We start from the raw sequence: 19775 nt of genomic DNA on the forward strand, positions 1-19775 counted from the left end.
ATATGCTGAAAAAAGAGGCAGGCAGACTTTATCTGGAAGAAGGACACGATGTCATCGCAGAACTCATCTATCATGAGACTGACGAATATTACGATGTGACAAGCACGTATACAAGACCGGAGCACAGAAACAGAGGACTGGCCAGAGACCTTGTGGACGAAATCGTGGAAATGGCACGTGAAGACAATAAGAAGGTCCAGCCGACATGTCCCTACGTGGCCTTCGCCATCCGTGATTCAAGCTATGACGATATAAAAATCAAATAATAGCCAGCAAAATACCCCGCCATGAAAATGGCGGGGTATTCTACTGGAAGGAATTCCAAAAATGATAGTTGAAAGAATGAAAAAATGGTATGTCCAAATAATAACACCAGTTTTCTGAAAAATCAATATTATCAGCATATTTTCATTCGTTGAATATTTTACTTATTACACTTTCCTTGCCTGCTTCAAGCCGCTCTTTTGAACACGCATCCTCAATCCGGTAGCCCAGCTCTTCCGTCGCTCTGGAAAATGAGACTTCGTCAAGGTAGTTTGTCGTCTCCGCCTGGTCGAAACATCCGGGATGGACGATTTCATGCAGTGTATGATCGACAATCACACGTTCCGATCTGCTCGTACGATCCGCCAGAGGCAGAAACAGCAGAAGTAAAGCAATCAATCCCAGAATAAGGATGATCCATATGCCTTTCCTATTCATCTAGAGAAATCCGACAAAGACGCCTTCCGGTGCTTCAACTTCACCTTCCTGCCTTTCGATGGTGCCGTCTTCGTTTATTTTGAATAGTACAAGGTTATGTGAACTTTCGTGGGCACATACGAGATAGTCGCCATCCGGCGTTATGTTGAAGTCCCGTGGCCAGTCTCCGTTGGTAGATTCAATCTGGATACGCTTGAGCGACTTGCCTTCCCCTTCGACTTCGAATACGGCAATGCTGTTATGGCCTCTGTTGGACACATAGATGTACTTGCCATTCGGATGCTTGCGTATGGCCGCTCCCTGGGAATGGCCGTCGAAGGATTGCGGCAGTGCGGAGTACGTTTCCACAGGGAAGAATTCACCGTCGTGGTAGTTGGCGACAATCACTTCATTGGAAAGTTCGGTGAAGATGTAGGCATAATGACCCCCATCACCGAAGACGAGATGTCTTGGTCCACTGCCGGCTGCCACTTTCGTCTCCGTCACTTTTTCAAGCTTGTCGTCCTTGATCTGAAGCGTCACAATCTTGTCTGCTCCGAGATCGACTGCCGCAATATACTTGAGGTCCGGTGTTTCGATGACGAAGTGGGAGTGCGGGTTATCCTGACGCTCATGTGGTCCGTCCCCTTCCACCTGGAAGACATCCAGCTGCTCGGTCACGACGCCGCGCTCATCCACACGATAGAGTCTGATTTCGCCTGACAGATAGACTGCATCGACCAGATGGTTTTGATCGGATGTGAGTGTCAGGTGGCAACCGGACGCACCTTCCTCGAGACAGTCTTCGATGAAGTGCAGCTCTCCCGTTTCCAGGTTGCTGACGCCGAATGTTGCGATGCCTGCTTTCGTCTTGCCCTTCTTTACCGCGTAGACGCGGTCATTCTGTATATCCAGGTAGGTCGCATTCGGTGTCTCCGCCGCTTCTTCTATCGAAATAAACTTGCCCGCCTCAGCATCCAGTTCGAATTTGTAGATTCCTTTGCCATGTTCCTTAGTATAGGTGCCGACATACCCAATCATTGAAATTCCTCCTACGCTTTTTTTATTATCTTAGCACACCAGTAACCATACCCTAAATGAAAAGAATTAATACTTCTTGAAATGCAGAACGTATGTTCGTATAATTGAACCATATACACGAACAGGCAGAGAAGGGGATGCGGATGGACTATCGGAAAATACCAATGGAGGAACTCGACTCGAATATTCCCAAAGGACGCGGAATGATCAAATGGGCGCCCTTCGCCACCATGCCCGAGCAGTTTGAGAAGGTTGCCGGCATGATTGAAGACCAGATGAAGGTGGCGCGGCCCATCCTGTCGGATGACCGGCTGGAGGAGATGAATCGTATTCTGAAAAAGGCACTGCATGACAAACGGAGCATCAGGGTCGAATACTATTATGACGGTTTCCGTTTCAAAGCGGATCTCAAGCTCATACAGGTCGATACGTGGAGCATGGTGCTCATCGGACAGCCGACGGACAGGTCGGATGAGGAGATGATATTCATTTCATTCATCGATGTGCTCGATATCGTCATGATATGAAAAAGCCACGCAGAAATTTCTGCGTGGCTTGATATTAGCGTTCCAGGAAAAGGACCGGCTCCTTCTGATAATCGGTCGCGAGCATCAGATGGTAGACGAGGACCGTCGTCGTAATGGCACCGATGCCGCCCGGCACAGGAGTAATATGCGACGCCTTGTCCTTCACTGCGTCAAAATCTACATCACCGACCATCCTGCCTGCGTCATTGAAGTTGATGCCGACATCCACGACGACCGCCCCTTCCTTGACATGCTCAGGCCCGATCAGATTGATTACACCTGCTGCGCTGATGATGATATCGGCCGCCCTGCATCTGCCGATGAGGTCATCTGTATACACATTGCATGTCGTCACTGTGGCATTGCGGTTCATGAGCATCAGCGACAGCGGCTTGCCGACTACGGCACTCGCCCCGACCACCGTGACATGCTTGCCTTCGAGATTGATGTCGTAGAAATCGAGCATTTCCATCACCCCTGCCGGTGTACATGGTTCCAGACGATTGCTCTCATCCGTCAGTACCTGGCCCAGATTGAATGGGGTCATGCCGTCGATATCCTTGATCGGATTCATCAGCTCCACTACACGCTTCATATCAATATGCTCAGGCAGCGGCTGCAGCAGCAGGATGCCATTGATGGCATAATCCTCATTGATCTCCCGGAATTTCGTCAGAAAGGCCCTGTTCGAAACATCCGCCGGAAAATGGAACTGCTCCGTATCGATGGACAGCTTCTCAAACCGTTTCATCGCCGCCCGTTCATAAGAGATTGCATCGGACAGTTCGCCGACCCTGACAAACGCAACTTTCGGTCTGATGCCATGCTTCCGGGACTCCTCTACAGCATCCCTGATTCCCTCGGAAAGATGTGCCGCAACCGCCTTGCCATCCATGATCGTTGTCATAAAAAAGCTCCTTTATCCTTTTTTCAATCAATATACCACACTATACTCAAGATGATGCAGCCGGGACCGGAGCCTCGGCAAATAAAAAAAGCCGCCCCAAAGGACGGCAGATCAATTATTTTGTTTCACGGTGTGTTGTGTATCCGTTGGATCTTGGGCAGTATTTTTTCATTTCAATACGCTCAGGGTTGTTTCTTTTGTTCTTAGTCGTAATATAGTTACGATCTCCGCACTCAGTGCAGGCCAAAGTTACATTTACTCTCATCAGTTCCGCCTCCTTTACTCTTTACCTATTCCGCTTTGCGGTGAGGAACATCCAATTGGAATAATATTTCTATTATACCACGTCCGGAATTCTGTTGGAAGATGACCCGGACTCCATTTCAACTGGCCAGTTGATCATCCTATGCGAGGATGAAACGATGGTAATCAATGTCAGTGTGTTCCTCGTCTACATTGAACCGCCTTAACCATTTTAAAGGTTTTAAAGGATTTTTTCAACACTTTTATCACTCACCCTGAAATTTACAGCAGATCCCGGCGAATTTCGTGCATATCATACCACCCGTCGGGGTCAAACTCATGCAATGAAAAAGCTGACCTTTTTCAGGCCAGCTTCATATCCGTCATTTATTTTCTGCTTCGATTTCACGCTTCAGCTTTTCTGTGAAGTCCTTGATCTCCTCTACATCCTTCTTCAGGAAGAATGCCAGCACCACTGCACCGATTGTCGTAATGATGACGAGTATTGATATGATTTTCAACAGAAGACCGAGCACTGATTTTAAAAGTTCCATGATTGACCTCCAAGAAGTTATTTAACCTACTGTACCCTGAATTCCAAAATAAATTCAACAAATTCAACATAGGGGTTGTAATTTATCTGAAAATTCAGTATTATAGAAGTAGTTAATAGATATTAACTAACCTATTCCATTTTCTTAATAAAATTTCTCCTATTTTTTCCTGCACCTAACCAGTGCAGGTTTTTTTTATCCTTCAATCACTTTGATGTGCACTTTCCGCGTCCGCGGACCATCAAATTCCGCAAAGTACGTGCTCTGCCACGTTCCATAGATGACTTTGCCGCCGTCGATGATCAGCGTCTCACTGGCACCTGTCAGGGAGGACTTCATATGTGAATCGGAATTCCCCTCCGCATGCCTGTATTCATTCTTATTATCGAATGTCTCGTTCATTCCATATACCAGATCGCGTGTTACGTCCGGATCTGCATTTTCGTTGATTGTGATGCCGGCTGTCGTATGCGGCGTGAAGACTGTCATGATGCCCGACTGGACACCGCTCTTTTCAAGTACTTCTTCAATGAGCGCATCGATGTTGATGTACTCGGCACGTGCATTGGATGTCACGCTGAATGTGTAGAGCATATTATCACCTTTAACTTTATGATTTATGGGTACTATACTACTAGAGAATCTAAAAAAGGAGAAATGATAATGCCTTATTCAATGAATGACTATCCCGATTCCTTGAAGAATATGGAGAAGCTTGAACGGAAGAAGGCGATCGACATCATCAATGCCCTCCTTGAAGAAGGCTACGATGACGGACGTGCCATCCCGATCGGTACGAGCCAGGCAGAGGAATGGTATGCTGATGCTTCAAAAGAAGAGCTGGATGAACTGGAAAATAAAGATGTCACCGAACATGAAGATGATCCGGGTAAGCAGGGCGGCAAGATTGCCGACAATGACGTGGAAGTATTCTTCGAAGACGATGAATGGAAAGTCCAGACCAAAGGGGCAAAGCGCCCGAGCAATACGTACGACAATAAGAATGACGCGACGAAACGAGCGAAGGAAATCGCCGAGAACCGCGGTGCGGAGACCATCATCCATAATAAGAATGAATAGAGAGAATCCTCGACTGGTACCAGTCGAGGATTCTTCTATACTTGGAGATTCAGGTCACGTGTCTTATCGAGACCCATCTTATCAAGTGTCAGCCCTTCACGTGTAAAGTCCACTTCAAGCATCAGGGAAGTCAGGTGGATGATTGAATCGATCGCCGGCGTTTCGACTGCCGCCGCTTCTGCGATGCTCTTCCATAGTACGAGCCCATAACCGACATCTTCAACAATATAGCGGTTGTTCAAAGTGACCGGACCTACAAGGTCTTTTAATACCGGACTTTCATTATACTGCTCCTTCAATGGCTTATCCGGTTCGAAGTATGTGCTCCGCTCGGAGCGGGCGGATTTGTCGAGCACCTCGAATCCAAGCACTTCGCATACTTTCTGCCGTTCCTTGTCTATCGCCTCGATCACCTTGACCGTATGGTTCGTCACCCCATCACGGTAGAGGTAGAATGAGTCTCCGTTGTTATCGATGGTGCCGGTATTGAGAATCGATGGCGCCGGATGACTCTCCGGATTGCCGTTGTTCAACGCCGTCTCGATGATATTCTGTGCCGGTACGAGCGTATCATAAAGCACAGTCAGCTTTTCCATCATCCTTTCCGTGTTGCTGCTCGGATAGGCACTGAAAAGGTTATGCTTACTTTTAAGAATGATATCTGCATCATTCTCCTCGTAGTCATACCGTGCAGCATAGGTCAGCGACATGGATTCACCGATGAGCACATCAACTTCCGGGCGCTTCTCCTCGAGTATATTGCTCAGTACCACGCTGTTCATCGCGCTGGCACCATTGATGAAGATCATCTGTCCATCCTGAAGATACGGAATGAATTCTTCGAACATCTGGGCAAGTATGTGCGTCGGCAGGCATGTCATGATTACATCTGCGCCCTTCACCGCTTCGAGCGGATCCTGCGTAAACTTGTGGAGATAGAGCGGCTCTCCTCTGTAATGGACCTTGCCCTGCATAATATCTTCATGTGGATCTTTCAGCGCCTGCAGGGAATGGTAGAGCGTCACCTCATGACCTCTTGAAGTCAGATCAGCTGCTGCAACAATGCCACCATTACCTGCGCCAACTATGGAAACTTTCATTGAAATGGAACACTCCTTAAAATTATATAAAAACAATTATACTGAAAATTCTTATTTCATGCCAGTATAAACAACATAAAACCCAGACCGGATGGTCTGGGTTCAGACTGTAGACAAAGTCATAGTAAAATGACATGTCTGCAGTCTTTTTGTCGGGATGCATGGGAATCTGCAGATCAGGGGAAGAGGATGCTGGGATCAACAGACAGCGGGTGCAGGATGGAAAAGTGGATTTCCCGAACGATAAGCGGCTCTTTGTACTTGCTTCATCAAGTTTGTTGGGGGTGTGCCAGTGGGAATGAGATTAACCTCTAACTCGCCATGGCGACGTCCACGATCCGGGATCCATCAAATTACATAAAAAGAAGACAAACTCCGTGTCAAAACGGGGTTTGTCTTCAATCTGAACCTAGACCGGATGGTCTGGGTTGTTTTTCCTATTTCGCAGGGCTGCCATTCCTGATCAGTTCGATTGCCGGAATATCGGCAGGGGCCCAATTCAGAGTACCTATATTTTTACGTGAGAGCCATTTCATATCGACATGCTCGAGGAGCTGGATTTCACCAGTCAGCTGTTTTGCATAATAGGTTGTCAGCTCGACAGTACCGAAATCATATTCATGCACAGTCGTCGTAATCTTCTCACCGACGGCGATTTCACAGTCCATCTCTTCCATCAGTTCCCGCTTCAATGCCGCGCGTGGCGCTTCCCCCGCCTCGACCTTGCCCCCGGGAAACTCCCACATCAAAGCGAGACTCTTGCCTTCCGGTCTTTGTGCACACAATATTTCATCCTGTTCATTTACTATGACCGCACCGACGACTCTGATATATTTCTTCATCGAATCCTCCATCACAACTTTTTTAATATAATCATTATAACAGACAGCATTTTAGAATGAAGCGCATCAGTATATGCAAAAAGGGGTAATATGGTAATATTATTCCATTGATATATCATGCACCGGCATAAAAATCGGCATAAAAAAAAGACCTCCTGCCTTAAATAATTAAGAGGTCGGGTGCATTTAGAGGCAGGAGGAATCCAATTAAGGGTAAGGAAAAAATGAACTTACTAGAAGTTGCTAATAAACACCGATAGGGGCTGGCCTGCCATCAGGAAGATAACCAGAACCTTTACCAAAAGTACCGACTTCTCCGTAGCCATCCTTCACAACACTCGCTTCTGCTGTTGGGACAGTGACTGCTGAGATTGAGCCCAATAGGATAGTACTCAATACGACAACACTGATAAGTTTCTTCACGCCATCACCACCTCCGTTGTTTATAATTATATTATGCATCATCATTTAATTTATCGCAATATTCACATATGCAAAAATTGTGAACATTTTTCAGAAGAGGGGTCTACCTATGAGATATCACATACGGTTCAAGGAGATCAGACAGCAGAAAGGGTTTACTCATAAAGATCTGGCAGAAGGAATATGCGGCATGACGACCATCTATCGGTTTGAGCGTGGAGATACTGCCATTGCAGCGGAAGTGCTGTATAAATTGTGCCAGCGTCTTGGTGTCGCGATGCAGACGCTGTTTGTCGATGATGATTCCGAGTATGCTCTGATCGACCATTATCTGGACATGCTTCGTGAATATGTCTACTTCAGCCATGAAGACCTTCTCAAGGTCACCTTGCAGGATGCGAAGGAAACGATCAATGATAATCCGGAATTCGATATGCAGTACCGCAACTATGAAAGAGTCTACCGTACGTACACGGCGATTGATCTGCGCAATGATGACCAGTTCGAGGCATCGGAAAAGATTCTGCTAGAACTCATAGCGGAAACGAAAAATGTCAATCGGATCGAGCTTGAAATCATCAATACACTTGGTGACCTCTACCTGATCATGGACCGGTATGAAGATGCGCTTGCCCTCTACCATAGGCACAGGGAGCGCATCATGGACTTCCAGTACGTGAATGATTTCGACCAGTATATGATCATCCAGCTCCATTACGGCTATGCGATATGCCTCTATAATAGTTTTTCGTACGTCCAGGCACTGGATGTATGCTATAGGCTGCTGATCAGAATCCAGGAAAACAACTCCATATACTATCTTGGCAAGACGCATCATCTGATGGCACTCATCCAGATCGCACTCAATGATCCAGAGCCTGCTAAAGAACATATTGCCAAGTGTGAAGCTGCATTTTTCCTGGAAGACCTGGATGAAAGAATGGAATACCACATCCAGATCGCCAGAGACGCAATAGAAGCGCTTGCGCAATGAGTGCGCAGGCGCTTTTATATACTCCGTCTGTATCTCACTGAAATCTGCACTTCCCCCGTGCCTGTCGACCGGACTTTTCTGCCAGCGTATTCAAATCCTCTGGATTCATAAAAAGGCAGTCCATACATATTTCCCTCCTGCACGGATACCCATTGCGACTGGAAGCCTTTCTGGTGGTGGTGCCGGGTCAGCTCATCGAGCAGCATACTGCCGACACCCTGATATCTGTATGCTTCATCCACATAGAACACATGGATCTCAGCAGCATCTGCACCCGCCTTCCCGCCGCCGATTACACCGGCGACACGGCCATCCACTACCGCCACATAGCTGTAGTGGCCCCGGCCGATGTCCTGCTGCACTTTGGATTCTGCATACCAGAAATCAACGATCTGCTGCTGATGGCTTTCTGACAGCCTGCCTTCCACGGTCTGCTGCCATCCGAGCCGGCATATTCTGGCGACATCAGAAGCATCCTCGGGTTTTGGTCTGCGGATGAGCGGCGGCATGGCTCTGTTCATGACTTCATTTTTCATTCCGCTGTTCAGGAATCCGGACTTCCTGATCCATCTCTACATAGTTCACCTTATCAAGTGTTTCAATCTCCTGTGCCTCGACCTCGGTCATTGTAATGACATACACCTTCATCAGTGAATACCGGTGCTTGATATCCTCCTGCTCCAGACCCGACGCCGCAAGATCTTCTTCCGTCAACTCTCCACTGACACCAACAAGATAATCCTTTCTGTCTTCCATACCACTACACCCCACGATAATCAGGAATAGAATACATAGTGCAGACAGCGTCCATTTTTTCATGGCACATCTCTACTTTCCCTCAAGCATTTCGATGATCTCATCCCGGGACAGCTGGGCAATATTGTTTTTCATATTGGCAGGCCGCAGACTTTCTTCAGCAATTTTTGGTATATCCTCCCGGCTGATGCCGAGATCGTCGAATGTCACAGCCAGACCCATCTCACTTTTCAGCTTATTGAAGGCTTTACTCAAAGCTTCGGCATCATCGAACCCGATATCCCTGGCATGCTGTTCGAGTGCCGGATTGGCTTTTGCATTGGCTGCATACCATGCATCCATCGAAAATGCACACGCTTCACCGTGCGGCACATCATAATGGGAGGTCAGATAGTAGCTCATGGCATGGGAACCTGATGTCCCCGTCTGACTGAATGCCATGCCTGCCGTCATGCTTGCCAGTGACAGGTTCTTGCGTGCCTGCCTGTTTGACGGCTCCTGATAGGCGGTCAGCAGATTTTCAAACGCAAGCTTCGATGCACGGATGGCTAGTGCATCGGATATCGGATTGTTCTTGACCGACCCGAGGCAATCGAGCGCGTGACATAGAATATCGATGCCGGAAATGGCAGTGACACTCTGCGGGCATGTCAACGTCAGTTCCGGATCGACAATGGCCGTCTTCGGATACAGTGCCGGTCCGATCAATGGGATTTTAAGTTCGTGGCGCTTGTCACTGATGATGCTTGAAGCCGTCACTTCGGATGCGGAGCCGCTTGTTGAGGGTACCGCAATGATCGGCAGTGCCCGTGTAAAGTCGTCATGGCCGAGCAGGTCTTCGATTTCAATCCCCTGCATGTAGGCTGCCGCTGCGGCTTTTGCGGCGTCCATTGCAGAACCGCCACCGACGGCTACGACTGCGTGGACATTATGTGCATCCATCGCCTCGACAATCGCTGCGACATTTTCCAAAGTCGGATTCGCTTCAATATCGGAAACGATCTCCTTGACGCTTTCCCCAAGCTGGGTCCTTATGAACTCGATGACTCCGTTCTCTATCTGTGAATTGGCAGATACAATGACGACACGGGTATACCCCTGTTCTTTTACAATTTCGTTGATCTGGGAAATGACCCCTTCCCCGAATCTGATTTCAACTGGATGATGAAATGTAAACATCATGCGCCTCCTCCTATACTGTAGTCTCTCTCCATTATATACTAATTTCTTCGCGCAATATAATAGGGCATCTCGATTGAGATGCCCTATTGGTATTTTAAAGTAGACGCTTCATTTCCTCTGCCACATGCTCGACTTCAGTACCGACCACAACATGGACGTTGTTCCTGCCCGGCTTGATGACACCATGGGCGCCTGCTGCTTTGATCTGCTCCTCGTCGATCAGAGCATCGTCATGTACATTCATGCGCAGCCGTGTCGTACAGTAGTCGATCGTGTCAATATTGTCCTTGCCGCCGAGACCGATCAGAATCTGATCGGCTTTTTTGGAGTATCTGTCGTTATGCGCCGACTTGAGGTCTTCCCCTTCTTCCGTTCCAGCCGGCGCCTCTGCTTCAAGCACCGCATCGGAACGGCCTGGCGTCTTGAGGTCGAGTGCGGTGATGATTACTCTGAAGATGACATAGTAGATCACGAAGAACACCACACCCTGTACCATCAGCATATACGGCTGATTCGCAATCGGCACTTGTGTACTCAGTACGAAGTCGATCAGACCCGCACTGAAGCCGAAACCGGCAGTCCATTCGAACAGTGCCGCAATGAACAGGGATATGCCTGTCAGCAGTGCATGGACGACATAGAGCAATGGCGCCAGGAACATGAATGAAAATTCGAGTGGTTCCGTTACACCTGTCAGGAATGCTGTCAATGAAGCAGCCAGAAGAATGGATCCGGCCACCTTCTTATATTCCGTCTTCGCCGTATGGTACATGGCAAGTGCCGCACCCGGCAGGCCGAACATCATGATCGGGAAGAAACCGGCCTGGTAGCGGCCTGTAATGCCCTCTTCCCCTGAACTGTTCCAGAAATTCCCGATGTCATTGATGCCGACAGTATCGAACCAGAAAACCGAGTTCAGTGCATGGTGCAGCCCTGTCGGGATGAGCAGGCGGTTGAAGAACCCGTAGATGCCGGCCCCGATGGCGCCCATGCCGCTGATCCATTCTCCGAAGGTGAACAGTCCGTTGTACATCAATGGCCATACGAAGTATAGAATGCCGCTGATCAGCACCATTACAAATACAGCGATGATCGGCACGGCTCTTCTGCCACTGAAGAAAGCCAGATAGTCCGGCAGCTTCGTGCCACTGAAGCGGTTATAGAGCGCAGCACTGACCAGTCCGGTGATGATGCCGATGAATACATTGTTCTCTATGACGTTGAATGCTTCCCCTACCGCGTCCACTTCGATTCCACGCAGCAGTGCCACTGAATCGGCACTGAGCAGCGTTGTAACAACGAGAAACGAGACGAGTCCGGCGATGGCTGCCGCACCATTCTTATCCTTCGACATGCCAAAAGCGAGACCGACCGCAAACAGGATGGCCAGATGATTCAAAATTGCGTTGCCGGCAGTAATGAACATCGCAGCCACCGAGTTGCCTGCACCCCAGCCTTCATGGTCAAGTGCGTAGCCGATACCAAGGAGCAGGGCAGCAGCTGGCAGGACTGCCACCGGAAGCATGAAAGCACGCCCCATGTTCTGAATATAACGTAGCATGTAAATCCCTCCCTCTTTTTATGTAAGTGCTTACAAATAATATATCACAGGTCATATGGAGAGATGTATAAGAATTTTACAAGGTATACTATAATGGAATGACTAATGATTATGGAAGGGACGGAAGATGATGCAGCTTCTGATTAGAAATGCAAACCTCGTAACCCATGAGACAACCCTCAAAAACCACTGGCTGATGTGCAGTGATGGCAGTATTGAAGATTTCGGCCCTATGGAAAGCTGTCCTGAAGTCGGCAATGCGCTTGATGCGGAGAATATGTACGTCCTGCCGGGAGCGATTGAAATGCATATCCATGGTGCTGCCGGCGTCGATGCCATGGATGCGGACATGGAGTATCTCGAAAAGATTGCCACGCACCTGCCGAGAACCGGTTCGACCGCGTTTCTCGCTACGACCATGACTGCACCTTTCGCCGATATAGAACGGGCGCTGATCAATCTGGCCGACCACAAATATGATTCCGGTGCGAAACTGCTAGGTGTCCACCTGGAGGGACCTTTCATCTCAAGCAGGCATCCGGGCGCACAGAATCCCGAGCACATCATCATTCCGGATGAGGAAGCACTCCGGCATCTTCAGGATCTATCAGGAAACCGCATCCGCCTGCTGACCTATGCGCCTGAAGAGGATGACGGTGCTTTTCTCGAGGCGCTGCGTGCACTCGATATCATCCCTTCTGCCGGACACACGGACGCGACATATGATACTTTGAAAAATGCGCAGGACAATGGACTATCCCACATCACCCACCTCTACAATGGCATGCGCGGACTGCATCATCGCGAGCCGGGAGTGGTCGGCTTCTCATATCTGGAACAGCCATATGTGGAGGTCATCGCTGATGGCGTCCATTCCAGACCTGAAATGGTGAAGCTCGCCTTTGACACCATCACTCCGGAGCGCCTGATCATGATTACCGATGCGATGCGGGCCCAAGGGCTGCCGGATGGGGAATATGACCTCGGCGGGCAGACGGTCCATGTATCCGGCAATGAGGCCAGACTGTCGGATGGTACACTCGCCGGCAGCGTGCTGACGATGCAGCAGGCTGTGAGCAACATGCGCGATTACACCGGCTGCAGCTGGACCGATATCGTCCGGATGAGCGCATACAACCCCGCTGTCGAACTTGGTCTTACCGATGCCAAGGGAGTCATCAGGCAAGGTGCGGATGCCGACCTGGTCATCTATGATGAAGCATCGAATTTGAAGCATACGATCATCAATGGGGAAAGAGTCTTCTGATTCCACTTCCAGGCTCATCTGCATGTAGCCTCCCCTATGCTAAAGAGTGAAAACAGTTGGATACAAACATGAAATACAATGACTGACCATAAGAAGAAGCCCCTGCAAAGTATCTACTTTGCAGGGGCTTCTAGTCCCGCAGGCTTCTTCTACTCCCACCATTTATCGTGCTTCGCGTGAGTAATCGAGAGAGTGCGTCTTTCTTTTTCCTTATGGGCTCTGCGTCTTTCCTCGAGCTTGATCCGATCGTCACCAAGCGTCCTTATGAACGATATCATCAGCATGGTGAATATGACGATAAGGGGCGCCCCTGCCACAATCGAAGCTGTCTGCAGGAGCCCGAGCGAATCCTCACCGCTGATGAGCATCAGTGAGAACGGCAATACTGACAGTGCGAATGCCCAGAACAGGCGATTCCATCTGTAAGGTTCCCCCTCCACTTCGGACTGCGTTGTGGCAGCAAGGATATACGAACCGGAATCGAATGTTGTCGCCAGGTAGATCAGCGCAGTAATGACGAATAATGCTGTCGTGACTTTGCCGAATGGCAATTGGCCGATGATGGCCATGATTGCCGCCTCGCCACTTTCATTGTTTATGACTTCTGTGACAGAAAACGTACCGGAAAGTTCAAGCCATAACCCATAGTTCCCAAGGATGCCGAAGAAAAGGACACAGCCCAGTGTGCCATAGAGCAATGTACCGAGCACGACCTCCTTCAGTCTGCGCCCCTTTGAAATACGTGCAATAAAGAGTCCGACGAATGGTGCATAGACGAGCCACCATGCCCAGTAGAACACCGTCCAGTCCTGTGGAAACGATGTTGCAGGCACACCATTGTAGCCGCCAAACGGCTCAAGCCACGTGGCCATCCTGAAGAAATCCTTGAGCATCAGCCCGACACTGGAGACCGTCGTCTCCATGATGAATACCGTCGGTCCAACGGTGAAGACGAACCCAAGCAGCAGGAAAGTCAACCAAAGGTTGATGTCACTGAGCACTTTTATTCCACGCTTCAGTCCTGAATAGGCACTGGCCGCAAAGATCACAGTTGCTGTAATCAGTATACCGATCCGAAGTGTGGCTCCCTCACCATCAATGCCGAACAAGGACTCCATGCCTGCCGCAATCATCGGAGTGGCGAGACCCAGCGTCGTTCCTGCCCCACCCAGCAGACCGAAGATGAAAAGAACATCGATCAGTTTGCCGGGCCATCTTCTCGTATATTTTCCAAGCAATGGTTCACAGGCCAAGCTGATTTTCAATATCGGTGTTTTTTTAACGTAGAGGGAATAGGCAATGGGCAAGGCAGGAAGTACATATATCGCCCATGCAATCGGCCCCCAGTGGAAGATGCCATATGCAGAAGCGTAATTGATTGCTTCCTCACTTCCGGGTTCCAAGTGGAAAGGCGGCGCCTGATAGTAGTAGACCCACTCTATGACACCCCAGTACAAAATGCTGGAACCGATGCCTGCACAAAAGAGCATGGCTGCCCAGCTGAATGTGCCGAATTCGGGATCGTCCGACTCCTTCCCAAGTGTCACCTGTCCATATTTTCCGAATGCTATGTAGAGAACAAAGAAGAATACCGCAAGCCCTGTAGCCAGGTAGACGGCTCCGAGTCCGGTAGTCACCCATTCATTCAACTGCAGAATGGTATCGCGGCTCGCTTCCGGAAATGCAATGAGTGGCACAACCACTGATATCAAAATCAACAGTGATACCAGAAAAGTCGGCCAATCCATCAATTGATACTTTTTCATGTCATCACCTCTTGTAATTTTATACTTTCAATTAGACGCACTATGTTAGACTATCATACTGAATAATATAAGCAAGTTGACCAAAAAAAGATGGGCCCGACACCCATCTTCTAATCTCCCATATTATAGCGATACCTTTTGAAACGCACAGTGAAAGGCAGAAACACGCCCAGATAGACCGCCAGCAGCACAGCACTCAGTATGATCGACAGGGAGATCGCAAGTCCCATGATCGGAATGAGCAGAAACACCATCAGCGCGATACCGAATATTGCGATATAGTCATAGATGATCGTCAGAGTCGAAGGTTCAAGATACTCCCTGCAGTGCGGGCATCTGACCCGTGTGCGCGGCTTCAGCGCATAGCCGAGAAGCTTTTCCTTATATGTCCATTCATGGTTACAGTAGGGGCATTTTCCCAATTCCATCACTCCGCTCATTGACTGTAAGATCATTATAATTCAATTTCCCACGTAAACCAAATCCAATAATTGAAAGCGCTTGCAAATAACAGAACATTCGAATAAAATGAAGGCATACTAAACAGGGGGTATGCATAATGGTATTCGACTTTCCAAACAAGCAGGATGCACAATACAAGATCAAGGAGCAGTATGAAAATTACATCGGTGGGGAATGGGTTCCGCCGGTAAATGGAGAGTACTTCGACAACGAGTCGCCCGTCATCGGAAAGGTGGTTTCAAAAGTTCCGCGCTCTACACAGGAAGATATCGACAAGGCAGTGGAAGCCGCCCACAGGGCCCAGGAGTCATGGGGAAAGACCTCCCCGACCGAACGCAGCAATATTCTGCTGAAGATTGCAGACCGGGTGGAACAGAATCTCGAAGAGCTGGCAGTCCTTGAAACATTCGAGAACGGCAAGGCAGTAAGAGAAACATTGAATGCCGACCTGCCGCTCATCGTCGACCACTTCAGGTACTTCGCCGGTGCCATCCGCGCCCAGGAAGGCGGCATCTCGCAGCTTGACGATGATACGGTCGCCTACCATTTCCATGAACCGATTGGCGTTGTCGGCCAGATCATCCCTTGGAACTTCCCGATGCTGATGGCTACATGGAAGCTTGCACCGGCACTTGCGGCCGGCAACTCGGTCGTACTAAAGCCGGCGGAACAGACACCGACGACCATACTGCATCTGATGGAGCTTGTCGGGGATCTGATTCCGAAAGGGGTCGTCAATATCGTCAATGGTTTCGGCTCTGAGGCCGGTCAGGCACTGGCAACACATGACAGGATCAACAAGCTCGCCTTTACGGGGGAAACGACGACAGGCCGCATCATCATGCAGAATGCAAGCCAGAACATCATTCCTGTCACACTTGAGCTCGGTGGAAAATCACCGAACATCTTTGCAAAGGACGTCATGGACCAGGATGACGACTATCTCGACAAGGCAATCGAAGGACTTGTCATGTTTGCACTCAACCAGGGTGAAGTCTGTACATGCCCTTCCCGCGCGCTCATCCATGAGGACATCTTTGATGAATTCATGAAACGTGTCGTCGAACGTGTCGAGAAAATAAAAGTCGGCAACCCGTTCGATGTCAATACGATGATGGGCGCACAGACTTCGAAGGAACAGAAGGAGAAGATCAGCTCCTACCTCGACATCGGCAGAAAAGAAGGCGCTGAAATACTGACAGGCGGAAACGTCAAGAAAGTGGATGGGGATATCGAAGGCGGATACTACTTCGAACCGACCATCTTCAAAGGCGATAATAAGATGAGAATATTCCAGGAAGAGATCTTTGGTCCTGTACTTGCTATCGCAACCTACAAGGATGATGACGAAGCCATCGCCATTGCCAACGATACACTGTATGGACTTGGAGCGGGTGTATGGACACGCTCACAGAACAAGGCCTACAGATTCGGCCGCGCCATCCAGGCCGGTCGTGTATGGGTGAACACCTACCATGACTACCCTGCCCATGCAGCATTCGGCGGCTACAAGATGAGCGGTATCGGTCGTGAGAACCATCTCATGATGCTCAGTCATTATCAGCAGACCAAAAACCTGCTCATCAGCTATGGCGAATCACCAAAAGGATTCTTCTAGATGGAAACATTGAATGCCGTTGACGCGACAGAAACGGCAAAAGCACTGATCAGGGATCTGAAGGAAGAACACGGAAATCTCATCTTCCATCAGTCCGGCGGCTGCTGCGATGGATCGAGCCCGATGTGCCTGAAGGAAGGCACCATGCTCATCGGCGATGCCGACGTGAAGCTCGGCGAAGTCGAAGGGGTCCCCTTCTACATGCACCACCGGCAGTATGAATACTGGAAGCATACCCGCCTGACATTGGATGTCGTCGAAGGCATCGGGGGCATGTTCAGTGTCGAAGGGCCACGCGGCGTCCGATTCCACATCAGAAGCGAACCCATCAAATAAAAAGACGGTCTGTACAAAAGTACAGACCGTCTTCCGTTCTATTCTTCATCATCAAATTCGTAGTAGTCGCCAAGAATATCCTTTATTCTGATTGCTTCGGTGGACTGGATCAGTTTGATATTCGAAATGACTTTATCGCACCCTTCATTTGCCAGGTGGTTGTTCAATTTCTTGATCAGATTCATCAGCTCGTCAATACTGCCCTCGACCGTCGTTTCCATTGGACCTACAAAGTGGGTCAATCCACTCTCTTCGATAATTTCAATCGCACCACCAACGTGGCTGTAGAGGTCTTTTGCTTCCGGGTGATGAGGAAGTAGCTGCACACTCATAATATAGTTCATTGTAAGCCTCCTCTTTAGAATTATACTTCACTAATATGATACCATTATGAAAAGTGCTTTTAAAGAAACTCGAGCACACGACCTCAAAGGAGCAGTTGAATGAACAGAAATACATTGAAGTGGCTGAATTTCACACTGACCATCATTGCACTATTTGCCATCTATGTCTTCCTTGACGGCATCATCGACCCATCAATGCAGGGACTGCTGATCATCGGTCTCTTGATTGTCGGCATGGTTTCCCTTGTACTCGTCCTGCGCAGGGAAAACGAAAACGGCAAGTAGCCCCACTCATATCGAGAGCCAACCATACTTGATGGTTGGCTCTTTTTCATCCGCTAGCCGAGAATGCGCCACATGTAGAGTGTTGCATAGGCGCCGTTATCTCCCCATTCGTCCGTCACTGAACGGATGTATCCAGCACTCGGCTTCTCTTCGAGATTATCGGTTATCCTGATTGCATTTCTGAGACCTGCGTCACCGATCGGCACCGCATTTCTGAACTTCAAAGTCCGCATCAGTACCGAATTGGCACTCCACGGTCCGATACCTTTTATGCTGGTCAGATGATCGAGTACCTCCTGGTAGCCGCCCATACGCTGAAGATGAGCCTTTGAGAGGATGCCGGTTTCGATGCCTTCTGCACAACGATGCAGATATTCGGCTTTCCTGTAGGAAATCTGCATTTCACGCATCGCCTCAACATCCAGTGACAATATCTCCCGGGCCTCAGGCATCAGCCAGTACTTCTCCCCTTCAAATTCGATGTAATGGTTGAAATGTTCGACCAGCCGTCGCTTCAGAATGAAAGCGAATCTCATATTGATCTGCTGGCCGACGATCGACCACGTCAGCGCCTCCATCATATCGAGCGTACATATCATGCGGTAGCCGTACAGCTCCTGGACAACTGCCGCCAGCCGCTTGTCCTTCCGGGCAAAGTCATAGAACGCTGCCATATCATACTCAAGATCCAACCACTCCGCAACATACTGGGCGATATCGGATTCAGCGGCCCCCTCATTCAATAGGATATCCACTTCGACAGCATTCTCCGGCCCTTCCCCGACCTCGAGCAATACCCGCTGACCGTCCAGGGAGACCGCTTTTCTGACATTATTGTTTTCGGTACGATAGAGGCAGTCATCCTGCTGGGCCATGAATTCATAGTTCAAAGCATAGTCGAAAGGTCCCTGCGCCCGGATGATCATTGCCAACTCCTACCTTTGACTGTATCGCCCTGTCTCGGCTCACGCAGTTCCGCAAACTGGATGCGTATTGACCGGGAACTGTATGGATCTCTGCTATCCATCACATGAAAATGGAGATGCGGTGTATCCGATGCACCGCTGTTGCCGCATTGGGCGATTCTTGCGCCTGTCTTGACAGTGTCCCCTTCTGCGACAGTGATTGAATTCTTTCTCAGATGGGCAAGCAGCGAATACTCACCGTAGCCGTGGCTGATGATGATATGATTGCCCTCAGGCACAGTCATATTGGGATACCCCGGCAGATTGTCCTCCACATCATTCACTACTTTGACCACTTCCCCACTCCTTGGTGCCACAACCTCTGAGCCGAACGCATGATAGGCTTCAAGCATTTCCACATCGCCTTCGAATGCTGTGCCACCCGCTTTACGGATGAAGTCATAGGCATACCGCTGGTGGGCATATGGGTAATGGTAGTTCAGGAAGGCATCATTGCCGCCCCACAGCACGAACCATTCTCCCTCGAACGGCAGACGGTATGTGTTGATCGATGTGCCTCTGTCCGTTGTGAACTTCTCATAATTATCGAACTGGATGCCGATGATTTCACCATTGCTGCTGTAGGCGACTGTGATCATCCTAGTCTCTTCCGTATTCACCCACTGGTACCGTTTTATGCCGGGCTCCAACTGATTCGAGTGCTTCAGATTGAAATCACCCGAATCATGATTGAATTCGCGGGCCGCCTCGACAAACGTGTCGATGCCCATCTGCAGCTTGAAACCCTGCACTGTCTGGTTGTAGATCCTTTCAAAACTGCCTTCTGAAAAGTAGTATCCGAACTCCTCGGGAAACACGCTTTTCTGTGCCATGATTGTGC

Annotated in this window: 26 protein-coding genes; 8 read left to right on the plus strand and 18 right to left on the minus strand. The window is 49.2% G+C overall.

Annotated elements, in window-relative coordinates; translation table 11 throughout:
- Positions 1-2 precede the first annotated feature (2 nt).
- Complete coding sequence (locus FO441_RS08190; protein WP_145288493.1) at positions 3-266, plus strand: GNAT family N-acetyltransferase; 264 nt, start codon at positions 3-5, stop codon at positions 264-266.
- 142 nt (positions 267-408) lie between these two features.
- Here FO441_RS08190 and FO441_RS08195 read toward each other — a convergent pair whose 3' ends face one another.
- Positions 409-702 carry an alpha-amylase gene (locus FO441_RS08195; protein ID WP_145288495.1) on the minus strand — a complete coding sequence of 98 codons (294 nt, stop codon included), beginning with the start codon at positions 700-702 and terminating at the stop codon, positions 409-411.
- Complete coding sequence (locus tag FO441_RS08200; protein WP_145288498.1) at positions 703-1722, minus strand: lactonase family protein; 1020 nt, start codon at positions 1720-1722, stop codon at positions 703-705. It abuts the gene before it with no gap.
- 143 nt (positions 1723-1865) lie between these two features.
- Here FO441_RS08200 and FO441_RS08205 point away from each other — a divergent pair, with 143 nt between their 5' ends.
- Complete coding sequence (locus tag FO441_RS08205) at positions 1866-2249, plus strand: YolD-like family protein (protein ID WP_145288500.1); 384 nt, start codon at positions 1866-1868, stop codon at positions 2247-2249.
- A 34-nt stretch (positions 2250-2283) separates the two neighbouring features.
- Here FO441_RS08205 and FO441_RS08210 read toward each other — a convergent pair whose 3' ends face one another.
- The 4 genes from FO441_RS08210 to FO441_RS08220 form a co-directional block, all read right to left on the minus strand.
- The gene (locus FO441_RS08210) at positions 2284-3156 is read right to left on the minus strand and encodes a bifunctional 5,10-methylenetetrahydrofolate dehydrogenase/5,10-methenyltetrahydrofolate cyclohydrolase (protein ID WP_145288503.1); all 873 of its coding nucleotides are present in this window, start codon (positions 3154-3156) and stop codon (positions 2284-2286) included.
- A 115-nt stretch (positions 3157-3271) separates the two neighbouring features.
- Positions 3272-3421, minus strand: a complete 150-nt coding sequence (gene rpmG / locus FO441_RS08215) for a 50S ribosomal protein L33 (RefSeq protein ID WP_145288506.1) — start codon at positions 3419-3421, stop codon at positions 3272-3274.
- 361 nt (positions 3422-3782) lie between these two features.
- The gene (locus FO441_RS12595) at positions 3783-3953 is read right to left on the minus strand and encodes a hypothetical protein (RefSeq protein WP_186365511.1); all 171 of its coding nucleotides are present in this window, start codon (positions 3951-3953) and stop codon (positions 3783-3785) included.
- A 195-nt stretch (positions 3954-4148) separates the two neighbouring features.
- A complete protein-coding gene (locus FO441_RS08220) occupies positions 4149-4547 on the minus strand; it encodes a secondary thiamine-phosphate synthase enzyme YjbQ (protein WP_145288508.1) in 399 nt (132 codons plus the stop codon).
- Between the two features lie 69 nt (positions 4548-4616).
- On the opposite strand from FO441_RS08220, the gene FO441_RS08225 reads away from it, so the two are divergent.
- A complete protein-coding gene (locus FO441_RS08225; protein WP_145288511.1) occupies positions 4617-5033 on the plus strand; it encodes a DUF2188 domain-containing protein in 417 nt (138 codons plus the stop codon).
- Between the two features lie 35 nt (positions 5034-5068).
- Here the strand turns inward: FO441_RS08225 and FO441_RS08230 are convergent, their stop codons facing one another.
- The 3 genes from FO441_RS08230 to FO441_RS08240 all read right to left on the minus strand — a co-directional run bounded on the left by FO441_RS08230 (position 5069) and on the right by FO441_RS08240 (position 7398).
- Positions 5069-6133, minus strand: coding sequence for an NAD/NADP-dependent octopine/nopaline dehydrogenase family protein (locus FO441_RS08230; protein WP_237605933.1), 1065 nt, complete (start codon positions 6131-6133; stop codon positions 5069-5071).
- A gap of 437 nt (positions 6134-6570) precedes the next feature.
- Positions 6571-6975 (minus strand): (deoxy)nucleoside triphosphate pyrophosphohydrolase, encoded by a 405-nt coding sequence (locus FO441_RS08235; RefSeq protein ID WP_145288514.1) that lies wholly within the window; start codon positions 6973-6975, stop codon positions 6571-6573.
- A gap of 243 nt (positions 6976-7218) precedes the next feature.
- A complete protein-coding gene (locus FO441_RS08240) occupies positions 7219-7398 on the minus strand; it encodes a hypothetical protein (protein ID WP_145288517.1) in 180 nt (59 codons plus the stop codon).
- 109 nt (positions 7399-7507) lie between these two features.
- On the opposite strand from FO441_RS08240, the gene FO441_RS08245 reads away from it, so the two are divergent.
- Positions 7508-8392 (plus strand): helix-turn-helix domain-containing protein, encoded by an 885-nt coding sequence (locus FO441_RS08245; RefSeq protein ID WP_145288520.1) that lies wholly within the window; start codon positions 7508-7510, stop codon positions 8390-8392.
- Positions 8393-8406: 14 nt separating this feature from the next.
- On the opposite strand, the gene FO441_RS08250 is transcribed toward FO441_RS08245, so the two are convergent.
- The 4 genes from FO441_RS08250 to nagE form a co-directional block, all read right to left on the minus strand.
- Positions 8407-8928, minus strand: coding sequence for a GNAT family N-acetyltransferase (locus FO441_RS08250; RefSeq protein ID WP_237605930.1), 522 nt, complete (start codon positions 8926-8928; stop codon positions 8407-8409).
- Positions 8918-9148, minus strand: coding sequence for a protease inhibitor I9 family protein (locus tag FO441_RS08255; protein ID WP_186365512.1), 231 nt, complete (start codon positions 9146-9148; stop codon positions 8918-8920). Before FO441_RS08255 ends, FO441_RS08250 begins: the two co-directional genes overlap by 11 nt.
- 72 nt (positions 9149-9220) lie before the next feature.
- Positions 9221-10327: an iron-containing alcohol dehydrogenase gene (locus FO441_RS08260; RefSeq protein WP_145288526.1), complete on the minus strand. Its 1107-nt coding sequence runs from the start codon at positions 10325-10327 to the stop codon at positions 9221-9223.
- A gap of 97 nt (positions 10328-10424) precedes the next feature.
- On the minus strand, positions 10425-11891 hold the full coding sequence (gene nagE / locus FO441_RS08265) for an N-acetylglucosamine-specific PTS transporter subunit IIBC (protein WP_145288529.1): 1467 nt from the start codon (positions 11889-11891) through the stop codon (positions 10425-10427).
- A 130-nt stretch (positions 11892-12021) separates the two neighbouring features.
- On the opposite strand from nagE, the gene nagA reads away from it, so the two are divergent.
- Entirely contained in the window at positions 12022-13158 is a 1137-nt protein-coding gene (gene nagA, locus FO441_RS08270) for an N-acetylglucosamine-6-phosphate deacetylase (RefSeq protein WP_145288532.1), read from the plus strand.
- Positions 13159-13307: 149 nt separating this feature from the next.
- On the opposite strand, the gene FO441_RS08275 is transcribed toward nagA, so the two are convergent.
- Together FO441_RS08275 and FO441_RS08280 are read right to left on the minus strand one after the other, a co-directional pair.
- A complete protein-coding gene (locus FO441_RS08275) occupies positions 13308-14924 on the minus strand; it encodes a BCCT family transporter (RefSeq protein ID WP_145288535.1) in 1617 nt (538 codons plus the stop codon).
- A 110-nt stretch (positions 14925-15034) separates the two neighbouring features.
- Positions 15035-15352, minus strand: coding sequence for a TIGR04104 family putative zinc finger protein (locus tag FO441_RS08280; RefSeq protein WP_237605927.1), 318 nt, complete (start codon positions 15350-15352; stop codon positions 15035-15037).
- A gap of 131 nt (positions 15353-15483) precedes the next feature.
- On the opposite strand from FO441_RS08280, the gene exaC reads away from it, so the two are divergent.
- Together exaC and FO441_RS08290 are read left to right on the plus strand one after the other, a co-directional pair.
- Entirely contained in the window at positions 15484-17004 is a 1521-nt protein-coding gene (gene exaC, locus FO441_RS08285) for an acetaldehyde dehydrogenase ExaC (protein ID WP_145288538.1), read from the plus strand.
- Positions 17005-17340, plus strand: coding sequence for a DUF779 domain-containing protein (locus tag FO441_RS08290; RefSeq protein WP_145288541.1), 336 nt, complete (start codon positions 17005-17007; stop codon positions 17338-17340).
- Between the two features lie 38 nt (positions 17341-17378).
- Here FO441_RS08290 and FO441_RS08295 read toward each other — a convergent pair whose 3' ends face one another.
- Positions 17379-17684, minus strand: coding sequence for a thiamine-binding protein (locus tag FO441_RS08295; RefSeq protein WP_145288543.1), 306 nt, complete (start codon positions 17682-17684; stop codon positions 17379-17381).
- Between the two features lie 99 nt (positions 17685-17783).
- Here FO441_RS08295 and FO441_RS08300 point away from each other — a divergent pair, with 99 nt between their 5' ends.
- Entirely contained in the window at positions 17784-17969 is a 186-nt protein-coding gene (locus tag FO441_RS08300; RefSeq protein ID WP_145288546.1) for a hypothetical protein, read from the plus strand.
- Positions 17970-18022: 53 nt separating this feature from the next.
- On the opposite strand, the gene FO441_RS08305 is transcribed toward FO441_RS08300, so the two are convergent.
- Together FO441_RS08305 and FO441_RS08310 are read right to left on the minus strand one after the other, a co-directional pair.
- Positions 18023-18895 carry a DNA-3-methyladenine glycosylase family protein gene (locus FO441_RS08305; protein ID WP_145288549.1) on the minus strand — a complete coding sequence of 291 codons (873 nt, stop codon included), beginning with the start codon at positions 18893-18895 and terminating at the stop codon, positions 18023-18025.
- Positions 18892-19767, minus strand: coding sequence for a peptidoglycan DD-metalloendopeptidase family protein (locus FO441_RS08310; RefSeq protein ID WP_145288551.1), 876 nt, complete (start codon positions 19765-19767; stop codon positions 18892-18894). Before FO441_RS08310 ends, FO441_RS08305 begins: the two co-directional genes overlap by 4 nt.
- Positions 19768-19775 lie beyond the last annotated feature (8 nt).

This window comes from Salinicoccus cyprini (assembly GCF_007713705.1).
Taxonomy (GTDB): Bacteria; Bacillota; Bacilli; order Staphylococcales; family Salinicoccaceae; genus Salinicoccus; species Salinicoccus cyprini.